Raw genomic sequence first — 17,118 nt, forward strand, 5'->3', positions numbered from 1 at the left:
ACGACGCCCCTCCCCCGGTGGGACTATCAAGTGGAATATCAATTGGTTTCGGTATCTGGCGTACGCGGTGCGATGCCGTGTTCCTTGGCATAGGCGGCGGCTTGCTGCTCGATCAGCGGCCGTAGCGCTTCGTGGTCGGCCTTGATCCAGTCGGTCTGGAGAACCCACTTCTTGCCATCCCAGCTCTGGATGCGGGCAGCGCCGCCGCCTTCATGGTCAAGCGGCGTGATCTGGATCGGCTGCAGCAGGCCGACAAAGCCGATCTCCTTGAGACGGTTTTCGTCGATGGTCAGATGCTCGAAGGCCCACCGGCCTTCATCGCCATTCAGGGGACGAGCGCCAAACTTCTTGTAGCCGGTGCGGAGCGCCTCCACGGCGAGCGCGGCATTGACCAGACCGACATTGTAATTGACGGCGCCGAAATACTTCTGATCGCGCAGGTCGGACTTGCCGGCGTCGAGAATGAATTTCTTGAGCCGCTGATGGATCTCGAAATCGGCCCCCGCCGGATAAGGCGCAAGGGCGGAATAGCCGATCGCCGCCTTCCCGGCCGGGATGACGTCGGATTCGGAGCCGGCCCAGACGTCGCCGATGATATGATCGGCCGGAAAGCCGAAGCGGGCTGCCGTCTTGATGCCCACCACGGTGGAGACACCCCAGGTGCGCAAGAACACCCAGTCCGGCTTCAGCTCATGGACCTGGCGCCATTGCGGCGACTGTTCATTGCCTGGATCGGCGACGGGGATCTGGATGTTCTCGAAGCCGTATTTCTTGGCGAGCAGGTCGACAGCGGGCTGGGTGGCACGCCCATAGGCGCTGTCGTGATAGACGGTTGCTATCTTCAAGCCCTTGAGCTTATCGAACCCACCGACCTTGGACGCGATATAGTTGATGCCGGTCGAGGCCTGGCTGTAATAGCTGAACAGCAGCGGGAAGGCATACGGGAACACCCTGCCGTCGATGGATTCGGTGCGCCCACCGGCCGGATCGATCAGCGGGATCTTGTCGGCGGCAGCCTTCTCGAGCAGCGCATAGGTCGCGGGCGTGCCGTGCGTGAAGAAGAAAGCGATCGGCGAACCATCCTTGCCGCCCTTGACCCGCTCGTAGACCTCGACAGTCCGGTCCGGGCTCCACTCGGTCTCGAACTCTTCGTAGTTGAGTTTTATCCCGTCGATGCCGCCCTCGACCTCATTGATATAGCGGAAATAGTCCCTTTCGCCTGCCCACCAGAGTTCGCCCGAAGAGGCGTAGGCACCGACACGATAGGTCGGCAGCGGGATATATTGCGACACGTCCGCGGCGTTGAGCGTGGCGGGGCTCGCCACGAAGGCGCCACCCGCCAAAAGCGCGGCAATGATCAGTTTCTTCACGTCTGTCTCCTGATTTTGAGCCGCGCAAGGCGGCGATTGCCTAAATCTCCACGCTGTCTTTGCAGCAAGCGGGCTAGTCCCTCCGGTTCCTTGATGAGAAACCAGAGGATGAGGACCCCGAAGATCACCTTCTGGATGTTTTGAAGCAGTCCGGCGTCGACATGGCCGCCGAGCAGCCGCTGGAACAGCCAGTCGAGCGCCAGCGGCAACAGGCTGACGAAGGCGGCTCCGAAATAAGCGCCGCGAATGGTGCCCATGCCGCCAATGATGATGATGAAGAGTATCTGGTAGGATCGCGTCAGGCCGAAGCTCTGCACGCTGGCCGATCCGAGATACGCAAATGCCCAGAGTGCGCCCGCAATGCCCAAGATGAAGCTCGATACGGCGAAGGCCTGGAGTTTCGCGCGCAGGATCGGCACGCCGATCACGGCCGCTGCCGTATCCATGTCGCGGATGGCCATCCAGTTGCGACCGGTCTGGCTGCGCACGAGATTGTAGGAAAGCCAGGTCAGCACGGCGACGCTGGCGAGCGTCAGGTAATAGCGTCCGTGCGGGCTGTTGAGATCGATGCCGAAGACGGACAGACCCGCTGGAAGCGAGATCGTGGCGGACGGATCACCGTTGTAGAACCACGGAAATTTGAGAAACAGCCATTCGAAGAAGAACTGCGCGGCAAGCGTGCTGACGATCAGATAGAAACCCTTGATGCGGGTCGAGGGAAAGCCGAAGGCGAACCCGACCGCGCCGGCGACGATGCCGGAAGCTATCAGCGCGAATGGCAGCGGCAGTTCGGGCAGCCGCAGCTGGAAGGCAAATGCCGCATAGGCGCCCACCATCATGAACGCACCGGCGCCGAGCGATATCTGGCCGGCATAACCCGTCAAAAGGTTAAGGCCGAGACCTGCCAGCGACAGAATAAGGAACGGCACGGCGATAGCATTGATCCAGTATTCCGTGGCGAGGAAAGGTAGGGCAACAATGAGGGCAGCTGCGGCTATGCCGGCCAGTGTCCGGGTGCTTGCGCCCTCGCCTATGCCGCCGGTAAGCCGGAGTTCAATATCGGACATGATTCAGACTCTTTCGATTTTCTGTTCGCCAAACAGACCGGCGGGGCGGATGAAGAGGAAGGCGAGCGCCAGCGCATAGGCAAACCAGGGCGTGATGCCGCCGCCGAGGAAGGGGCCGATATAGGTTTCGGCTAGGCTTTCCGTTGCACCGACAACGAGCCCGCCGACGATGGCGCCGGCAATAGAGGTGAAGCCGCCGATGATGAGCACCGGCAGGGCCTTCAGCACCACCAGCGACAATGAGAACTGCACGCCCTGGCGGGCGCCCCAGAGCAGACCGGCCACAAGCCCGACGAGCCCCGCAATGGTCCAGACGATCTGCCAGATGCGGTTGACATCGATGCCGATGGAGAGAGCGGCGCGAGTATCGTCGGCCACGCCCCTGAGCTCAACTCCGAGGCGGGTCTTGTTGAACAGCAGCGACAGGGCCACCACCAGGACGAGCGCGACTGCGGCGGCGGTGAGATCAAACTGGCTGATCATGATGTCACCGAGGAAGATCGGCAGATCCTCGATGCCGAGATCGAGCGCCCTGACCTGCGACCCCATGAGCCCTTGGGCTGTCCCTTCGACGATGTAGGCCAGCCCGAGCGTCGCCATGAACAGCGTCATCGGGCTGCGGTTGACGAGCGGGCGCAGGATCAGCCTCTCGATCCCGACTGCCATCAGCGCAAGCACGACCACCGTGATCGCCAGCGCCACCAGCACCGGCACACCCTGATCGGTCAGCGACACGAAGGTCAGGGCTGCAAACAGCAGGATGGACCCCTGCGCGTAGTTGAAGACGCCGGAGGCCTTGTAGATAAGCACGAAGCCGATGGCGACGAGCGAGTACATCGTGCCCGCCAGCAGGCCGCCGATGAGGGTTTCGAGAAACATGTTCATGCGGCGATCTCAACCTTGTCGTGGCCCAGATACGCGGCGATGACCTCGGGATTGTCGCGAATGGTATCCGGCGCGCCATCGGCCAGCTTGCGCCCGTAATCGAGCACGACGACATGGTGAGCGAGCTTCAGCACGATGCCGATATCGTGCTCGATCAGCACGATCGTCAGCTTCAGGTCGCGGTTCAGCCTGGCAATGATCTGCGCGATTTCCTGTTTCTCGGCGCTGTTCATGCCTGCCAGCGGTTCATCGAGAAGCAGCAGGCGGGGAGCCGCGACAATGGCGCGCGCTAGTTCGACCTTCTTCTGCACGCCGTAGGGCAGCAAGGCCACGGTGGTCTCGGCATGCCGCTCCAGATCGAAGAGGCGCAGGACTTCATGGGCGCGCTCGCGGAAACGGCGCGCCTCGGCGCGTGCGCGCGGCAAAAGCAGTGCTTCTTCCAGGAGCGTTGCGCGAGCATGCCTGGACAGGCCGGCAATGACATTGTCGGCGACACTCATTCCCGAAAACAGCGCGTTGTTCTGGAACCCGCGGCCGATGCCGCGGCGCGCGGCCTCCAGCGGCTGCATCCGATGGAAATGTTCGCCCTCGAAGATGATCTCGCCTGAATCGGGAACATAGACGCCGTTCAGTATGTTCAGCAGCGAGCTTTTTCCCGCCCCATTCGGGCCGATCAGGGCGCAGATTTCCTGAGGCGCCACCTCGAAACTGAGATCGGAGATCGCCTTCACGCCTTTGAATGCGAGGGAGATGTTCTTGACTTCCAATGCGGGTGCGGATGGCGTTGTCATGAATTCAGCGCTCCATGGTGGCTAACAGAGGCAAAGTCCGACGGTCCGGCGGCGCGGGCCGCTTTCCCTTCGGCGCCGTGCAGGGATGATGTCAGGCCGGTTCGGATTGGCGGGCGTGCCCTTCGGTCAAGGTTGATTGCGCCGCGGCCTCGTCGCGCTTGACGCGTTCGATGTCGCGGAAGCGATGGGCCGGATGGTTTCCCGGCAGATAGGGGCCTTCGCCGAACAGCTTTTCGCGCAGTGTGCCCTCGCGATACTGCGTCGCGTAGACCCCGCGCTTCTGCAGTTCCGGCACGACGTATCCGATGACGTCGGCAAAGCTGTCATGCGCCAGCGCATAAGCCAGGTTGAAGCCGTCGATGTCGGTTTCCTCGACCCACTCCTGCAGAAGATCGGCGATCGTCGATGGCGATCCCACGAAAAGCGGCCCGAGACCGCCAATGCCGCCCCATTTTGCAAGCTCTTCGATGGACCAGACCTTGTCGCCTCCGGCCAGATGCTCGACGGCGGAGATGATCGCGTTTGTCTTGACTTTCTTGACCGTATCCGTCGGTTTGTAGTGTCCGAAATCGATGCCGGTCCAGCCAGACATCAGGACCAAGGCGCCGTCATAGGAGGCGTGGTTCGCGTAATCCTGATATTTAGCCCGTGCCTTTTCGTCGGTTTCATCGACGATGATGGTTGCCATCGCATAGATCAGCACCTTTTTCGGATCGCGACCCTGCTCGGCGGCGCGCTTGCGGATTTCCGCGACATAGGCGCGGGTGGCATCCTTCAGAGGCGTCGAGATGAACACGCATTCGGCGTGGCCGGCGGCGAACTGCTTGCCGGCACCCGAGGCGCCGGCCTGGAAGAGAACGGGCGTGCGCTGTGGCGAAGGTTCGCATAGGTGAAAGCCCGGCACATCGAAATATTTTCCCTTGTGGCCGATCTCGTGGATTTTTGTCGGATCGGCAAATATCCCGCGCTCCTTGTCGCGCAGCACGGCTCCCTCTTCCCAACTGCCCTCGAACAGCTTGTAGAGGACTTCGATATATTCGGTTGCAACGTCATAACGATTGTCGTGGCTGCGCAGCCCGCCCTGGCCGATGTTCTTGGCCCCGCTCTCCAGATAGGACGTGACGATGTTCCAGCCGATACGGCCCTTGGTATGGTGGTCCGCCGTCGAGAGGCGGCGTGCGAAGGTGTAGGGATGCTCAAAGCTCGTCGAAGCCGTGATGCCGATGCCGAGATGTTTGGTGGCCAAGGCGATCGGGTTGGCGAGCTGCAACGGATCGTTCACCGGGATTTGCACGCCTTGCAGCAACGCATTGTCGAGGTTGCCCTTGTAGACATCATAATAGCCGATCACATCGGCGATGAAGACGGAGTCGAAGAATCCGGCCTCCAAAAGCCTGGCGAGATCTGTCCAATACTCCAGATCCTTGTAGTCCCAGGACCGGTCACGCGGGTGGCGCCAGAGGCCGGGCGACTGGTGACCGACGCAGTTCATTTCGAAGGCATTGAAGCGGATGGTCTTGCTCATTGTCGGTTCCGGAATCCTGCAAGCAATCGTGGTTGAGCTGGCAGGGTAGGGCCGGGAGCCAAATATCAAAGTAAATATATGGTTTAATAGACTAATCTAGGGAATAGCATTCCTCGATCGAGCCGTTTCGCGGAAGCAAGGTGTTTTGCGCGAGATCCCCATCAGGAAAAAGTAGACGCAATCACCTTGCCGCCGGTGGCGATCTTGACCCGGTCCGCCAAGCGGATGGTGCGATGATCCTGACGGCGATGGTCGGGCTGATCTGGCGCCGGCCTTCTCCACGTGGTCGTCTTTGGTGCCGGGCCGCGTCTCGACATCCGCCGCGGCTCAGCCCGCTGACGGTGTTCCTGCCGATATGAAGCAGGCCAGAAACTGGAAGCCGGCGCGGCGCTCAGGTGAAGTCAGCTAGGCTTCGGCTTTTGGCCCGTCGCGGCCAAATAGCGGCCTAAGCTCTAAGCCAAATGCCACCGCCCACACGTCATCATGCGGACTTAAGCACGGCAAATGACCGTTTGCGCATGGCCCGCTTTGCCTGGAAACTGACGGCGGGAGCGGGGCGGCCGACATGGAAGCCCTGGATCTTGTCTATGCCGAATTCGCGCATCAAGACCATCTGCTCGTCGGTTTCCACCCCTTCGACCAGGATCTTGTGGCCGCGATTTCGGACCAGGGTGATAATGTCCTGTAGCATTGCCTTGCCGCTCGGGGAGCTGCAGTCGTGAAGAAACGAGCGGTCGATCTTCACCGTATCGAAATCGATCAGGCGAAGCCACGAAAGGCCCGCGAAGCCCGTCCCGAAATCATCGAGCCATATCTTGATCCCGAGCAGCTTCAGGTCGCTGATGCAGCGCAGGATGTCCGAATGCATCTCCATCTCCAGCCCTTCGGTGATCTCGAAGGCCAGTCTGCTGCCGGCGACGCGGGTCTCGCCCAGAATGGTCGCAACAGACGTTGCGAAGCCCGGTGTCTTAAGCTGGATCGGGGAGACGTTGACACTGACGACATGGACGTGATCGTCTGCCAGGAGCTCGGCGCACACTGTCCTTATCGCCCAGCGCCCGAGTTCCAGGATCGCGCCGGTTCGTTCGGCGACGGGAATGAACAGGCTGGGCGGAACCGATGTGCCGTCCAGCATCTTGAGGCGCATCAGAGCCTCCACCGCTTCGACCCGGTCCGATTTGACATCCTGGATGGGCTGATAAACGAGTGAAACGAGATTCTGGCCGATCGCGATCTTCAGCAAGGCCGCAATGTTCTCACTCTCGTCGCTGCTTTGCGGATCGGTTGGATCGAACAGCCGGGCACAATTTCGGCCGCCGGCTTTTGCCAGATAGAGAGCGCGATCGGCCTCGTGGATGATCTTCTCCAGCTTGGCCCCGGTCTGCGTCCTGGTGAATGCGGCGCCAACGCTCACCGTTACGATCGAGACGCCGTCGCGCCGGAGCTCGTGGGTAAGCGCCAGGTTCTCCACCGTGCTGCAAATGGCTTCCGCGATGTTCAGGATCTGCTCTTTTGTCTCCATGCGCGCCAGGACGATGAACTCTTCGCCGCCGTAGCGGCCTATGGAACCATTATACTGTTTGATCATCTCGCTAAGGGCATTGGCGACATGGATCAGGCAGCGGTCACCTTCCTGATGGCCGTAGCAGTCGTTGAATTTCTTGAAGAAGTCCACGTCGATGAGGATCGCCCCGAAGCTGGTGCCGACCTTTTGCCAATCGCTCCAGTAGTCCCGCAGCTTCTCGTCGATCGCGCGCCGGTTCTCCAGACCTGTAAGCGGATCGGTCCGCGACAATCTCAGCAGGGCCTTGCCGCGTTCGGTCGCCTCATTGTGCTGGATCTTGGCTTCCAGGGCATTCAGAAAGACGTTGTAGCGTTCCTCATTTAGTTTCCAGTTCACATACGAGGTGAACGTGAAACAAGAAACATAGAAAGCCCCAAAAACCATTTTGTATGTGAGGGTTGAAGGAACAAAGTAGTTTACAATGTAAAGTATACATAAAATTATTGCGGAAGTTACGATAGAAAGCTTGAAATTGAACGTAAAGAAAAGATTGGCGCTCATCATGAATATGGTCCCAAAGACCATATAGTAAGAGACACTTTCCTTGTCCGCGCCCATAATCGCCGGACACAGCCAACCAACATAGCCAAAGATAATGGCCCCGGCGCAGGTCACGTCGAGCCATTCCGTCCCGACGCCATGGCGAAGCTGCGCTTCCAGGATCAAAAGCGCGCTCAATCCGACCGTGAAGCGCGCCGTGATCGTATAGGCGGCCACATCCGGGATCAGCAGCAGATCGGTTGCCGAAAACAAGAGATAGATCGCAACCGCGATCCAAAGCCCTGGCCTGGCTTCCCCTCTTCGCGTCGCCTGCGCTTCCGTGCGGTAAAGGGTGCGAAGCTCGTCGGCCCCCAGTTCGTAGCGCGGCTCGTACGGCTCCGCATCAACCGCATCGACCAATACGGAGGACAGGTGTTCGTTCATCACAATAGACCCCGTTTGAAAGGGATTTTGTTTTCCGAACTCATTTCCAGCTTCTGCCCCCACGCGGGCCGGCTCCTTGGACGCGACGGCGATTGCGACGCCGGGCAAACAAATGCAATCGCGCAAGACAAGTTTCCGTTAACTCGAACCCGGAATTCGGGCCGAAAGCCGTCTAAAGAGGAACATGGTTGGCGGGAAATTAATCATAACGATAAAATGCCGTCGGCCCGACATTGGCAAAGGGAGCATTCTACGCAATAAGTTAACCGACTGTTAACTATGGAGTGATGGCGTGCAGACCGTTCTCGATGGCAAAAGCTTGATTACTGCCGAGATGCTCGCCGGCACGCTGCCTCGGGGAAAGCTCGAGCATCATGGCGAAGCGTTCGAAACCGCGCGTGCTGAGCTGGCCCTCATTCTCCACGCGACACAGCAGCAGGTCGAACAGGACAAGAACCCGGCCGAGATCGTCGGTCGCTTGCTGTCCTTTCTGAATGGCCTGCATTCCAAGGTTCATCCCGACGTCTGGCATGCGTTGATACCGGTCGCGCAGAACCATCCGATCCTGAAGTATTTTCTCGAGGATCCGCTGACGCACTGGTCCTTCACCAAGCCCAGGGGCTATTCCGGCGACGCGCAGTTGCTTGATTACATCTATTGCGATCCGCATGTGGCAGAGAGCGTGGCCAACGCCTCGGAGATCGGCAAGGCCCTGTACAGCCATACCCAGAACGTACCGTCATGCGTCGCCGCACGGGAGCGGCGCGATCTCTTGACCCGATATGTCGATCAGATCGCGGCCAAGAATGGACCGGAAACCGAGGTCCTGGCGATCGCGGCCGGCCATTTGCGGGAAGCCAATCGTTCGGTCGCCCTGACGGAGGGCCGGCTCAAGCGCTGGGTTGCGCTCGACCAGGACCCCCAGAGCGTTGGGCTTATCGCGCGCGACTTCCAGGGCACCGCGGTCGAAGCCATCGACGGCTCGGTGCGAACCGTGCTCACGCGAGGCCACAAGCTCGGCAAATTCGACTTCATCTATGCCTCCGGCCTTTACGACTACCTCGCCCACAACGTCGCCGTGAAACTCACGAAGACCTGCCTGCAGATGTTGAAGCCGAACGGCACCTTCCTGTTTGCGAACTACGCCGAGGGCACGCCTGACGCCGGCTACCGGGAGACATTCATGGACTGGGTGTTGCTGCTGAGATCGGAGATCGATATGTGGAACATCGTCAATGCCAGCGTCGACCGCAACACCGTCGAGGCGCAGGTGTTCTTCGGCGAGAACCGCAACGTGCTTTATGCCGTCATCGAAAAGCGCGGATAGCGACCGCCTGGACTGCACCAGGCCGGGCGTGCCTTTGGCTTGCACCTCCGGCCGCCTTCCGCTATAGAGCCGCCACCCGCGTAGACACCCTTGGAGGCAACGCGGCGGAAGGCCGCCTTCCCGCATGATCCCGAAAAGTGGATTCCGGTTTTCGGACCAGATCATGCATGGGTATGTCGGCTTTCGACGTTTACGGTCCAGGCACTCTGCCCACCGTGAGCGCTCCAGAACAAACCGAAAGGAAATGCCATGAGCCACGACACTTACGAGCTCAAGGCCGAAGCACGCGAACAGGTCGGTAAGGGGTCCGCCCGTGCAGTTCGCCGCAACGGTAAAGTGCCTGCAGTAATCTATGGTGACAAGCAGCCTCCCCTGGCTATCGCGCTCACCTACAAGGACATCTACTACAAGATCCATGGCGGCGGGTTTCTGACCACGATCGCCACGATCGATGTCGACGGCAAGAAGATCCAGGTCCTGCCGAAGGACTTCCAGCTCGACCCGGTCAAGGATTTCCCTGTCCATGTGGACTTCCTGCGCATCGGCAAGGACACCCAGGTCAATGTCGACGTGCCTGTCCACTTCATCAATGAAGACAAGTCGCCCGGCATCAAGCGCGGCGGCGTGCTCAACATCGTGCGTCACGAAGTCGAGTTCCACTGCCCGGCCAATGCGATCCCGGAATTCATCACCGTCGATCTCACCGGCGCCAACATCGGCGACTCGATCCACATCTCGGCGGTCAAGCTGCCGGCTGGCGTCAAGCCTGTGATCTCCGACCGCGACTTCACCATCGCGACCATTGCCGGTTCGTCGGCGATGAAGCCGGAGACGGAAGAGACGGCTGAAGCGGCTGCACCTGAAGCGGCTCCTGCCGCCGAAGAGAAGTAACTCTTTCACGCCCGGAGCAGGCGATGCTGCTGTTTGCAGGTCTCGGCAATCCGGGCGCGAAATACGCTGACAACCGCCACAATGTCGGTTTCATGGCGGCGGACGCAATCGCCCGCCGCCATTCCTTTTCGCCTTGGTCGAAGAAATTCCAGGGCCTGATTTCCGAGGGCACGCTCGGCGGCGAAAAAATCGTCCTGATCAAGCCGCAGACCTTCATGAACCTGTCCGGCCAGTCGGTCGGCGAAGCACTGCGCTTCTACAAGCTCGAGCTTTCCGCGCTCACCGTCTTCTATGACGAGATCGACCTTGCCGAAGGCAAGCTGCGCATAAAGACTGGCGGCGGTGCCGGCGGCCATAACGGCATTCGCTCGATCGACGGCCATGTCGGCAACGCCTATCGCCGCGTACGCATCGGCGTCGGCCATCCCGGCGTCAAGGAAATGGTCCAGCACCATGTGCTCGGCGATTTCGACAAGGCCGACCGCGAATGGCTCGACCCGCTGCTCGACGCGATCGCCGACAACGCCGCCATGATCGCCAAGGGCGACGAGTCCGGCTTCATGAACAAGACCAGCCTCGCCGTCCAGGGCAAGGCCGGCTCGCAACCGGAAAAGCCGGCACCGAAGCAGCCGGCGCAGAAGCAGCAAAGTCACGTCCGCCAAGCACGGCCTCAACAGCCGGTGGTCAAGCTGCCGGAAAGCGGTCCAATGGCCGCCATGCTGAAGAAGCTGTTCGGCGGCAAGGACTGAGCATCAAGGGGACCGAAGGGCTTGACGTTGATCACCCCTATCGCCCATAGCCCTGATCAAATTTCTATTTTCCCGATAGGACCGAACAAAAATGGGTTTCAAATGCGGCATCGTTGGCTTGCCCAACGTCGGCAAGTCGACGCTTTTCAACGCGTTGACCAGAACGGCTGCGGCGCAAGCCGCCAACTATCCATTCTGCACCATCGAACCGAACACCGGCGAGGTGGCGGTGCCAGATCCGCGCCTGCAGAAGATCGCCGCGATCGCCAAGTCGAAGGAGATCATCCCGACCCGCATATCCTTCGTCGACATTGCCGGTCTGGTGCGCGGTGCCTCGAAGGGCGAAGGGCTGGGCAACCAGTTTCTCGCCAACATCCGTGAGGTCGACGCCATCGTGCATGTGCTGCGCTGCTTCGAGGATGACGACATCACCCATGTCGAGGGCCGCATCGACCCCGTCGCCGATGCCGAGACGGTCGAGACCGAGCTGATGCTCGCCGACCTCGACAGCCTCGAACGCCGCATCGTGCAATTCCGCAAGCGCGCCGGCAGCAAGGACAAGGAAGCGACGACCGTGCTGCCGCTGATGGAGGCAGCGCTCGAACTGCTGCAGGCCGGCAAGCCGACCCGCATTCTGCTCAAGGGTATTTCGCCCGAAGATTTGCGCATCCTGCAGGGCTTGAACCTTCTGACCTCGCATCCCGTGCTCTATGTCTGCAATGTCGCCGAGGCCGACGCCGCCACCGGCAACGAGCACACCAGTGCCGTGGAAAACATGGCCACCGCCCAAGGCGCCGGCACCGTGGTGATCTCGGCGGCGATCGAGGCGGAAGTCGCCCAGCTCTCCGACGAGGAAGAAATGGAATTCCTGTCGTCGCTGGGCCTCGACGAACCCGGCCTGAACAAGGTCATCCGCGCCGGCTACGACCTGTTGCATCTCATCACCTATTTCACCGCCGGGCCGAAGGAGACGCGCGCCTGGACCATCCATAAGGGCGACAAGGCGCCACAGGCCGCCGGTGTCATCCACACCGATTTCGAGCGCGGCTTCATCCGCGCCCAGACCATCTCCTACAACGACTTCGTCACACTGGGCGGCGAAGTGGCGGCCAAGGAAGCCGGCAAGGCGCGTGACGAAGGCAAGGAATATGTCGTCCAGGACGGCGACGTGCTGTTGTTCAAGTTCAACACCTGATGTGACGGATGTCACGCCGCCGTGGCGGCGTGATCAGCGCCCTCTCCGGCTAGCCCGGGAAAACCAGCTATTGCCCAACTACCCTCCGGCCACTCACCCAGACCGTGGCGATGTTGGCCCGCGCTGCGTTGAGCACGATCTTCTGGAATATCTCCTCAAGCGTATCGTCGGCCATGCCGATGTGGATGTTCGATGCCCTGGCGCTGGTGTCGATCAGCAGCGCGTCAAACTCATAGCCGACGCGAAAATTGCCCGTCGGCAGATCAAGTGCTTCCGCACCGCCGGCGGTCGCCAGCCAGAACGCCTCCTGGTGCGTGATGGGTTCGCCGGGCGCACCGCGTTGCTCCGGCGGCAGGCCGGCATGCACACCGCTTTGCAGCGTCCTCGACGCTGACAATGCATGTCGGCAGCCATCGAACAGTGACGGGCTGTAGCCTCCGGAAATGTCGGTTCCGAGCCCGACGTGCATGTGCCGGTCAAGTGCTGCGCGCAGCGGAAATGCGGCATTGGCGAAATAGAAATTGGACAGCGGGCAATGGGCAACAGCCGCGCCCCTCTCCTCTATGAGGTCCATATCCTGCTCATCGATGAAATTCGAATGCGCCAGGATCGTATGCCGGGTGAGCAGGCCGAAACCATCAAGGCTTGCCGCATCGGTGCGGCCGAAGCGCGTCTCGACGAACTGCTTTGCCCAGTCGCTCTCCGAGCAATGCGTCTGCACGTGGCAGCCGAATTCGGTTGCCAGCTCGCCGAGTCCTTGCAGCGCCGCATCCGTGCAGCTTGGGATGAAGCGCGGTGTGATCGCCGGCTGGACGAGCGGCCTGTCGCGCGGATCCAGCGACTTGACCGCCTCGATGAACCGTCTGGTGTCCGATACCGCGCTTGCCGCATCGGCATCGCGGTAGAAAGGTGGACACTGCTCTGGATCGTCCATCACCACCTTGCCGACGAGCGCGCGTTGACCCTTCTCAAGACAGGTCTCGGCAAGCGCCAGGCTCGCGTCAACATGGACCGTGGCGAAATAGAGCGCCGTGGTGGTTCCGTTGGCCAGCAGGTTATCGACCAGATCGGCATAGACCTCGCGGGCATAATCGACATCCGCATAGCGGGCTTCGAGCGGAAAGGTGTATTTCTGCAGCCAGACTTCGAGCGGCACATCCAGCGCCTTGCCCATCTGCGGCCATTGCGGCGCATGGATATGCAGGTCGATGAGACCGGGCAGCAGGAATTGGCCATTGGCAAGCTCAACAAGCGTGCCCGCCAGGCGGGCAGCGTTCTGCCTGACCTCGTACTCGCGATGATCCGGCGCCAGCATTTCCGCGATGCGCCCCTGTGCATCGACGCTGAACAGATGGTCCTTCAGCACCTCCAGCCTGCCGCGTTGGGGCGTGTGGAAGGCGGTGCCGAGCAGCGTGAAGGGTTCTCTCGTCATTGCGGCTCCGGTTTGGCTAACGGTCTGCTTGGCCTACAAAAAAACAGTTGGCAAATGTTGTGGCCGCTGTCCTTCGGCACCGACTGATCCCATGATCGAGCGGGAATTTCCAGAGGGGTCAGAAGGGGAACGGTACATGGAACGCGTTGCGTCAGAGATCACATTGATTGCCCAACCGGACGATCCGCTGCCATGGGCAAGGCAGCGCTGCTCGGCCTCCAGCATGTACTGGCGATGGACGTCTACATCGTGCCGTTTATCATCGCATCGGTGCTCGCCTTCAGCGTCGGCGATGCCGGCGCCTTTATCCAGTCCGCATTCGTGGCCGCAGGCATTGCCACACTGATCCAGTCGCAGCTTTTGATGCGGCTGCCGGTCGTCCAGGGGCCGTCCTTCGTCCCGATCGGCGCGGTGCTGGCCATCGCCTTCGGAGCAGGCGGCGGGGTTGGCGGTCTCTCCGCCGTGGTCGGAGCGCTCATTCCGGGCGCCATACTGGTCATCCTGCTCGGTTCGCCGACAAGAATCTTCCATCGCCTCGTCAACCGCTTCGTACCGCCCATCGTCGGCGGTGCGATCATCATCGTCGTCGGCGTCGCCTTGATGCCGGTGGCGCTCAAGGAGAGCGTGTTCGCGGTCCACGGCACCGCCACGGTCGGCGGCAACATCGTCCTCGCTTTTATCGCCGCTGCCTTCCTCGTCGGCTGCATGCTGACCGGCATGGCACTTGGCGCGAAGGGCGCCTGGCTGCGCCTGCTGTCCGTGATCATCGCCCTGGTGGCAGGCAGCGTGGCCGCCGCCTTCATGGGCCAGTTGAACATGGCGGGCGTTGCGGACGCGACATGGTTTTCCATGCCGCGAATCGCCTTCCTCAATCTCGACGTGACGTTCTCGCTGTCGGCGACACTGACGATGCTGATCGTCTATATCGTCGTTCTCGCCGAAACCACCGGCACCTGGTTCGCCGTCGGCGGGTCATCGACAAGCCGCTGTCGGACGAGCAGCTCGACAAGGGCGCGACAGGTGAAGGCCTCGGCTGCCTGGTCAGCGCGCTGCTGTGCAGCACCCCGGTGACCGGCTATTCGTCCAATGCCGGCATCATTGCCATCACCGGCATTGCCAGCCGCGCCGCCTTTGCCGCCGCCGGCATCTTCCTGGTGCTGTTCGGGCTGATCGGCAAGCTTTCGGCGGTCATCGCCTCGATACCGGGGCCTGTCATCGGCGGCGTTTTCGGCGTCCTCTGCGTCGTCATCGCCATGAACGGTTTCCGCGTCGTGCGCGGTACACCCCTGACCGAGCGCAACATGCTGGTCATCGGTCTGCCGATCCTGATGGCGCTGTTTGCCACGCTGGCGCCGCCGGATTTCGTCAAGGCGCTCCCCGACCTCGTGCAGTACATCCTCGGCTCATCGATCGCCTTCGGCGCCGTCTGGGCCATCGTGCTGCACCAGATCCTGCCAAACTCCCGGTAGACGTATCCTAAGATGGCGGGCGGCAATGTGCCGTCCGCTATCTCTCTGCATCGTTGACAGCACTTGCCGTTGACCTGTTTTGCGGGCGGCATGGCCTGCCTTGACCTTGTCACATCACGGGTCTAATCGGCTGGGGCACGCGGTCGGCGCTTTCGGCGAAAGTGTCCGTCTCGTGCAATCCAACACGACGCGTCAATCCGAACGCACCCTTTGGCCCCAGCAAGGGATATCAGGCGATGATCAAGGCCTTCGTCGTGGACAATGACCGCCTGCGCGTCGTCGACGATCTCCTGGCAAACAGCGAGACCATCGTCTGGGCGGACCTGTTCAACCCGACAAAGGAAGAGGAAGCGACGATCGAGAGCTGGCTCGGCGTTGCCATTCCGACGCGCGAGGAGATGGAGGAGATCGAGATTTCGAGCCGCCTCTATGTCGAGGACGGCGCCTACTTCATGACCGCCACCCTGCCCGCCCAGACCGAGGTCGACGATCCCTTGATGTCGCCGGTCACCTTCGTGCTCGCCGGCACAAGGCTGATCACGGTGCGCTACCACGAGCCGAAGGCCTTCAAGACCTTTCCGCAGCGCGCCGAGAAGGTGGCGACCGGCTGCACCAGCGGCGACACCATCCTGATCGGCTTGCTGGAGGCGATCGTCGACCGTCTCGCCGACATTCTGGAACGCGCCGGCCGCGACATCGAGGCGATCTCGCGCGATATCTTCGAGGCGCGGTCGACCAAGGTTTCCAAGCGCAACCGTGATTTCCAGGAGTTGCTGAAAGCCATCGGCCGCAAGGAGGACATTGCCTCCTCGATCCGCGACAGCCTGATCTCGCCGCCGCGGCTGGCTCTGAGTGGCCCTGTCGATCGGCGGCCACAGGCTGGCGCAGTAAAAATCGCTTGACCAAATGAACGCCGGCCTGCATCCGGAAACCCCGATCCTGGGGATCTTGGGTCGACAAGCCGGATTCCAGACCATGACTGCAGAGATAAAAACATGGGCCTATGAGGACTTCGTCGAGGGCGCATCGATCGACCTCGGCTCGAAGCTCGTGAGTGCCGCCGAGATCGTCGAATTCGCCGGAGAATTCGACCCGCAGCCGATGCATCTCGACGAGGAAGCCGGCAAGGCCAGCATCCTCGGCGGGCTGGCAGCGTCGGGCTGGCACACCTGCGCAATGTTCATGCGCATGCTGTGCGATGCCTTCCTGCTGGACTCGACCTGCCAGGGCGCGCCCGGAGTCGATCAGGTCAAATGGAAGAAGCCGGTCCTGGCCGGCGACCAACTGACCGGCACCCTGATGGTTATTGCCAAGCGCCTGTCGAAATCGAAGCCGCAACTCGGCTTCGTCACCATGCGCAGCGAACTGTTCAACCAGCGTGGCGAAAGCGTCTTCGAGCTCGAGAACTCCGTCATGTTCCTCACGCGCGATGCCGCGGGGAGCCAAGCATGACACTGGACGAGTTCTTCCGTATCGGCACCACCGTCACGCTCGGCTCGCACTCATTCGAGCCCGAGGCGATCAAGGCCTTCGCCCGTAAGTACGACCCGCAAATCTTCCATATCGACGAGGAGGCCGCGAAGAAAAGTGTGCTCGGCGGCCTCTGCGCGTCCGGCTGGCACACGGCCGCGACCTGGATGAAACTCAATCTGGAAAACCGTATGGACGCCGAGATCGCTGCGTGGAGCGGTCCCGGTCCAGTGCCGGAATTCGGTCCCTCGCCCGGCTTCAAGAACCTGAAATGGCTGAAGCCGGTCTATGCCGGGCAAACCATCACCTTCACGCGCACCGCGCTGTCGCACCGCCCAATCGCCTCACGCCCCGGCTGGCGGCTGCTGGCGCTGCGTTCGGAAGCTTTCGATTCCACCGGCGACAAGGTGCTCGAGTTCGAAAGCGCCGTTCTGGTGAAGGCCGAGTAACGCCACTTTC

At 61.2% G+C, this 17,118-nt stretch carries 13 protein-coding genes and 2 pseudogenes; 8 read left to right on the forward strand and 7 right to left on the reverse strand.

Annotated features, from left to right (window positions below):
• Window positions 1–38: 38 nt before the first annotated feature.
• The 6 genes from NKI99_RS07850 to NKI99_RS07875 all read right to left on the reverse strand — a co-directional run bounded on the left by NKI99_RS07850 (window position 39) and on the right by NKI99_RS07875 (window position 8,126).
• Window positions 39–1,370, reverse strand: coding sequence for an ABC transporter substrate-binding protein (locus tag NKI99_RS07850; RefSeq protein WP_502905541.1), 1,332 nt, complete (start codon window positions 1,368–1,370; stop codon window positions 39–41).
• Window positions 1,367–2,437 (reverse strand): branched-chain amino acid ABC transporter permease, encoded by a 1,071-nt coding sequence (locus NKI99_RS07855; protein WP_128303761.1) that lies wholly within the window; start codon window positions 2,435–2,437, stop codon window positions 1,367–1,369. Before NKI99_RS07855 ends, NKI99_RS07850 begins: the two co-directional genes overlap by 4 nt.
• Window positions 2,438–2,440: 3 nt before the next feature.
• Window positions 2,441–3,322, reverse strand: coding sequence for a branched-chain amino acid ABC transporter permease (locus NKI99_RS07860; protein ID WP_023809823.1), 882 nt, complete (start codon window positions 3,320–3,322; stop codon window positions 2,441–2,443).
• Window positions 3,319–4,113, reverse strand: coding sequence for an ABC transporter ATP-binding protein (locus NKI99_RS07865; RefSeq protein ID WP_031212725.1), 795 nt, complete (start codon window positions 4,111–4,113; stop codon window positions 3,319–3,321). The genes NKI99_RS07860 and NKI99_RS07865 overlap by 4 nt, the downstream gene beginning before the upstream one ends.
• Before the next feature lie 91 nt (window positions 4,114–4,204).
• Window positions 4,205–5,638 (reverse strand): LLM class flavin-dependent oxidoreductase, encoded by a 1,434-nt coding sequence (locus NKI99_RS07870; protein ID WP_352610484.1) that lies wholly within the window; start codon window positions 5,636–5,638, stop codon window positions 4,205–4,207.
• A 481-nt stretch (window positions 5,639–6,119) separates the two neighbouring features.
• Window positions 6,120–8,126, reverse strand: a complete 2,007-nt coding sequence (locus tag NKI99_RS07875; RefSeq protein ID WP_128303836.1) for a putative bifunctional diguanylate cyclase/phosphodiesterase — start codon at window positions 8,124–8,126, stop codon at window positions 6,120–6,122.
• A 292-nt stretch (window positions 8,127–8,418) separates the two neighbouring features.
• On the opposite strand from NKI99_RS07875, the gene NKI99_RS07880 reads away from it, so the two are divergent.
• The 4 genes from NKI99_RS07880 to ychF all read left to right on the forward strand — a co-directional run bounded on the left by NKI99_RS07880 (window position 8,419) and on the right by ychF (window position 12,288).
• Window positions 8,419–9,453, forward strand: a complete 1,035-nt coding sequence (locus NKI99_RS07880) for a class I SAM-dependent methyltransferase (protein ID WP_023809826.1) — start codon at window positions 8,419–8,421, stop codon at window positions 9,451–9,453.
• A gap of 249 nt (window positions 9,454–9,702) precedes the next feature.
• Window positions 9,703–10,344: a 50S ribosomal protein L25/general stress protein Ctc gene (locus NKI99_RS07885; RefSeq protein WP_023809827.1), complete on the forward strand. Its 642-nt coding sequence runs from the start codon at window positions 9,703–9,705 to the stop codon at window positions 10,342–10,344.
• Between the two features lie 23 nt (window positions 10,345–10,367).
• A complete protein-coding gene (pth, locus tag NKI99_RS07890; protein ID WP_023809828.1) occupies window positions 10,368–11,093 on the forward strand; it encodes an aminoacyl-tRNA hydrolase in 726 nt (241 codons plus the stop codon).
• A gap of 91 nt (window positions 11,094–11,184) precedes the next feature.
• Window positions 11,185–12,288, forward strand: a complete 1,104-nt coding sequence (ychF, locus tag NKI99_RS07895; RefSeq protein ID WP_023809829.1) for a redox-regulated ATPase YchF — start codon at window positions 11,185–11,187, stop codon at window positions 12,286–12,288.
• 67 nt (window positions 12,289–12,355) lie between these two features.
• Here ychF and guaD read toward each other — a convergent pair whose 3' ends face one another.
• On the reverse strand, window positions 12,356–13,720 hold the full coding sequence (guaD, locus tag NKI99_RS07900; RefSeq protein ID WP_023809830.1) for a guanine deaminase: 1,365 nt from the start codon (window positions 13,718–13,720) through the stop codon (window positions 12,356–12,358).
• Between the two features lie 234 nt (window positions 13,721–13,954).
• Here guaD and NKI99_RS07905 point away from each other — a divergent pair.
• From NKI99_RS07905 to NKI99_RS07920, 4 genes and pseudogenes are all read left to right on the forward strand, one after another.
• Window positions 13,955–15,189, forward strand: a pseudogene (locus NKI99_RS07905) (solute carrier family 23 protein).
• A gap of 236 nt (window positions 15,190–15,425) precedes the next feature.
• Window positions 15,426–16,037 (forward strand): annotated as a pseudogene (locus NKI99_RS07910) (CorA family divalent cation transporter); the annotation flags it as partial.
• A 127-nt stretch (window positions 16,038–16,164) separates the two neighbouring features.
• A complete protein-coding gene (locus NKI99_RS07915; protein WP_352610485.1) occupies window positions 16,165–16,641 on the forward strand; it encodes a MaoC family dehydratase in 477 nt (158 codons plus the stop codon).
• A complete protein-coding gene (locus NKI99_RS07920) occupies window positions 16,638–17,108 on the forward strand; it encodes a MaoC family dehydratase (RefSeq protein ID WP_023809834.1) in 471 nt (156 codons plus the stop codon). Before NKI99_RS07915 ends, NKI99_RS07920 begins: the two co-directional genes overlap by 4 nt.
• Window positions 17,109–17,118: the final 10 nt, after the last annotated feature.

Source organism: Mesorhizobium sp. M0239, from assembly GCF_040321815.1.
Lineage (GTDB): Bacteria > Pseudomonadota > Alphaproteobacteria > Rhizobiales > Rhizobiaceae > Mesorhizobium.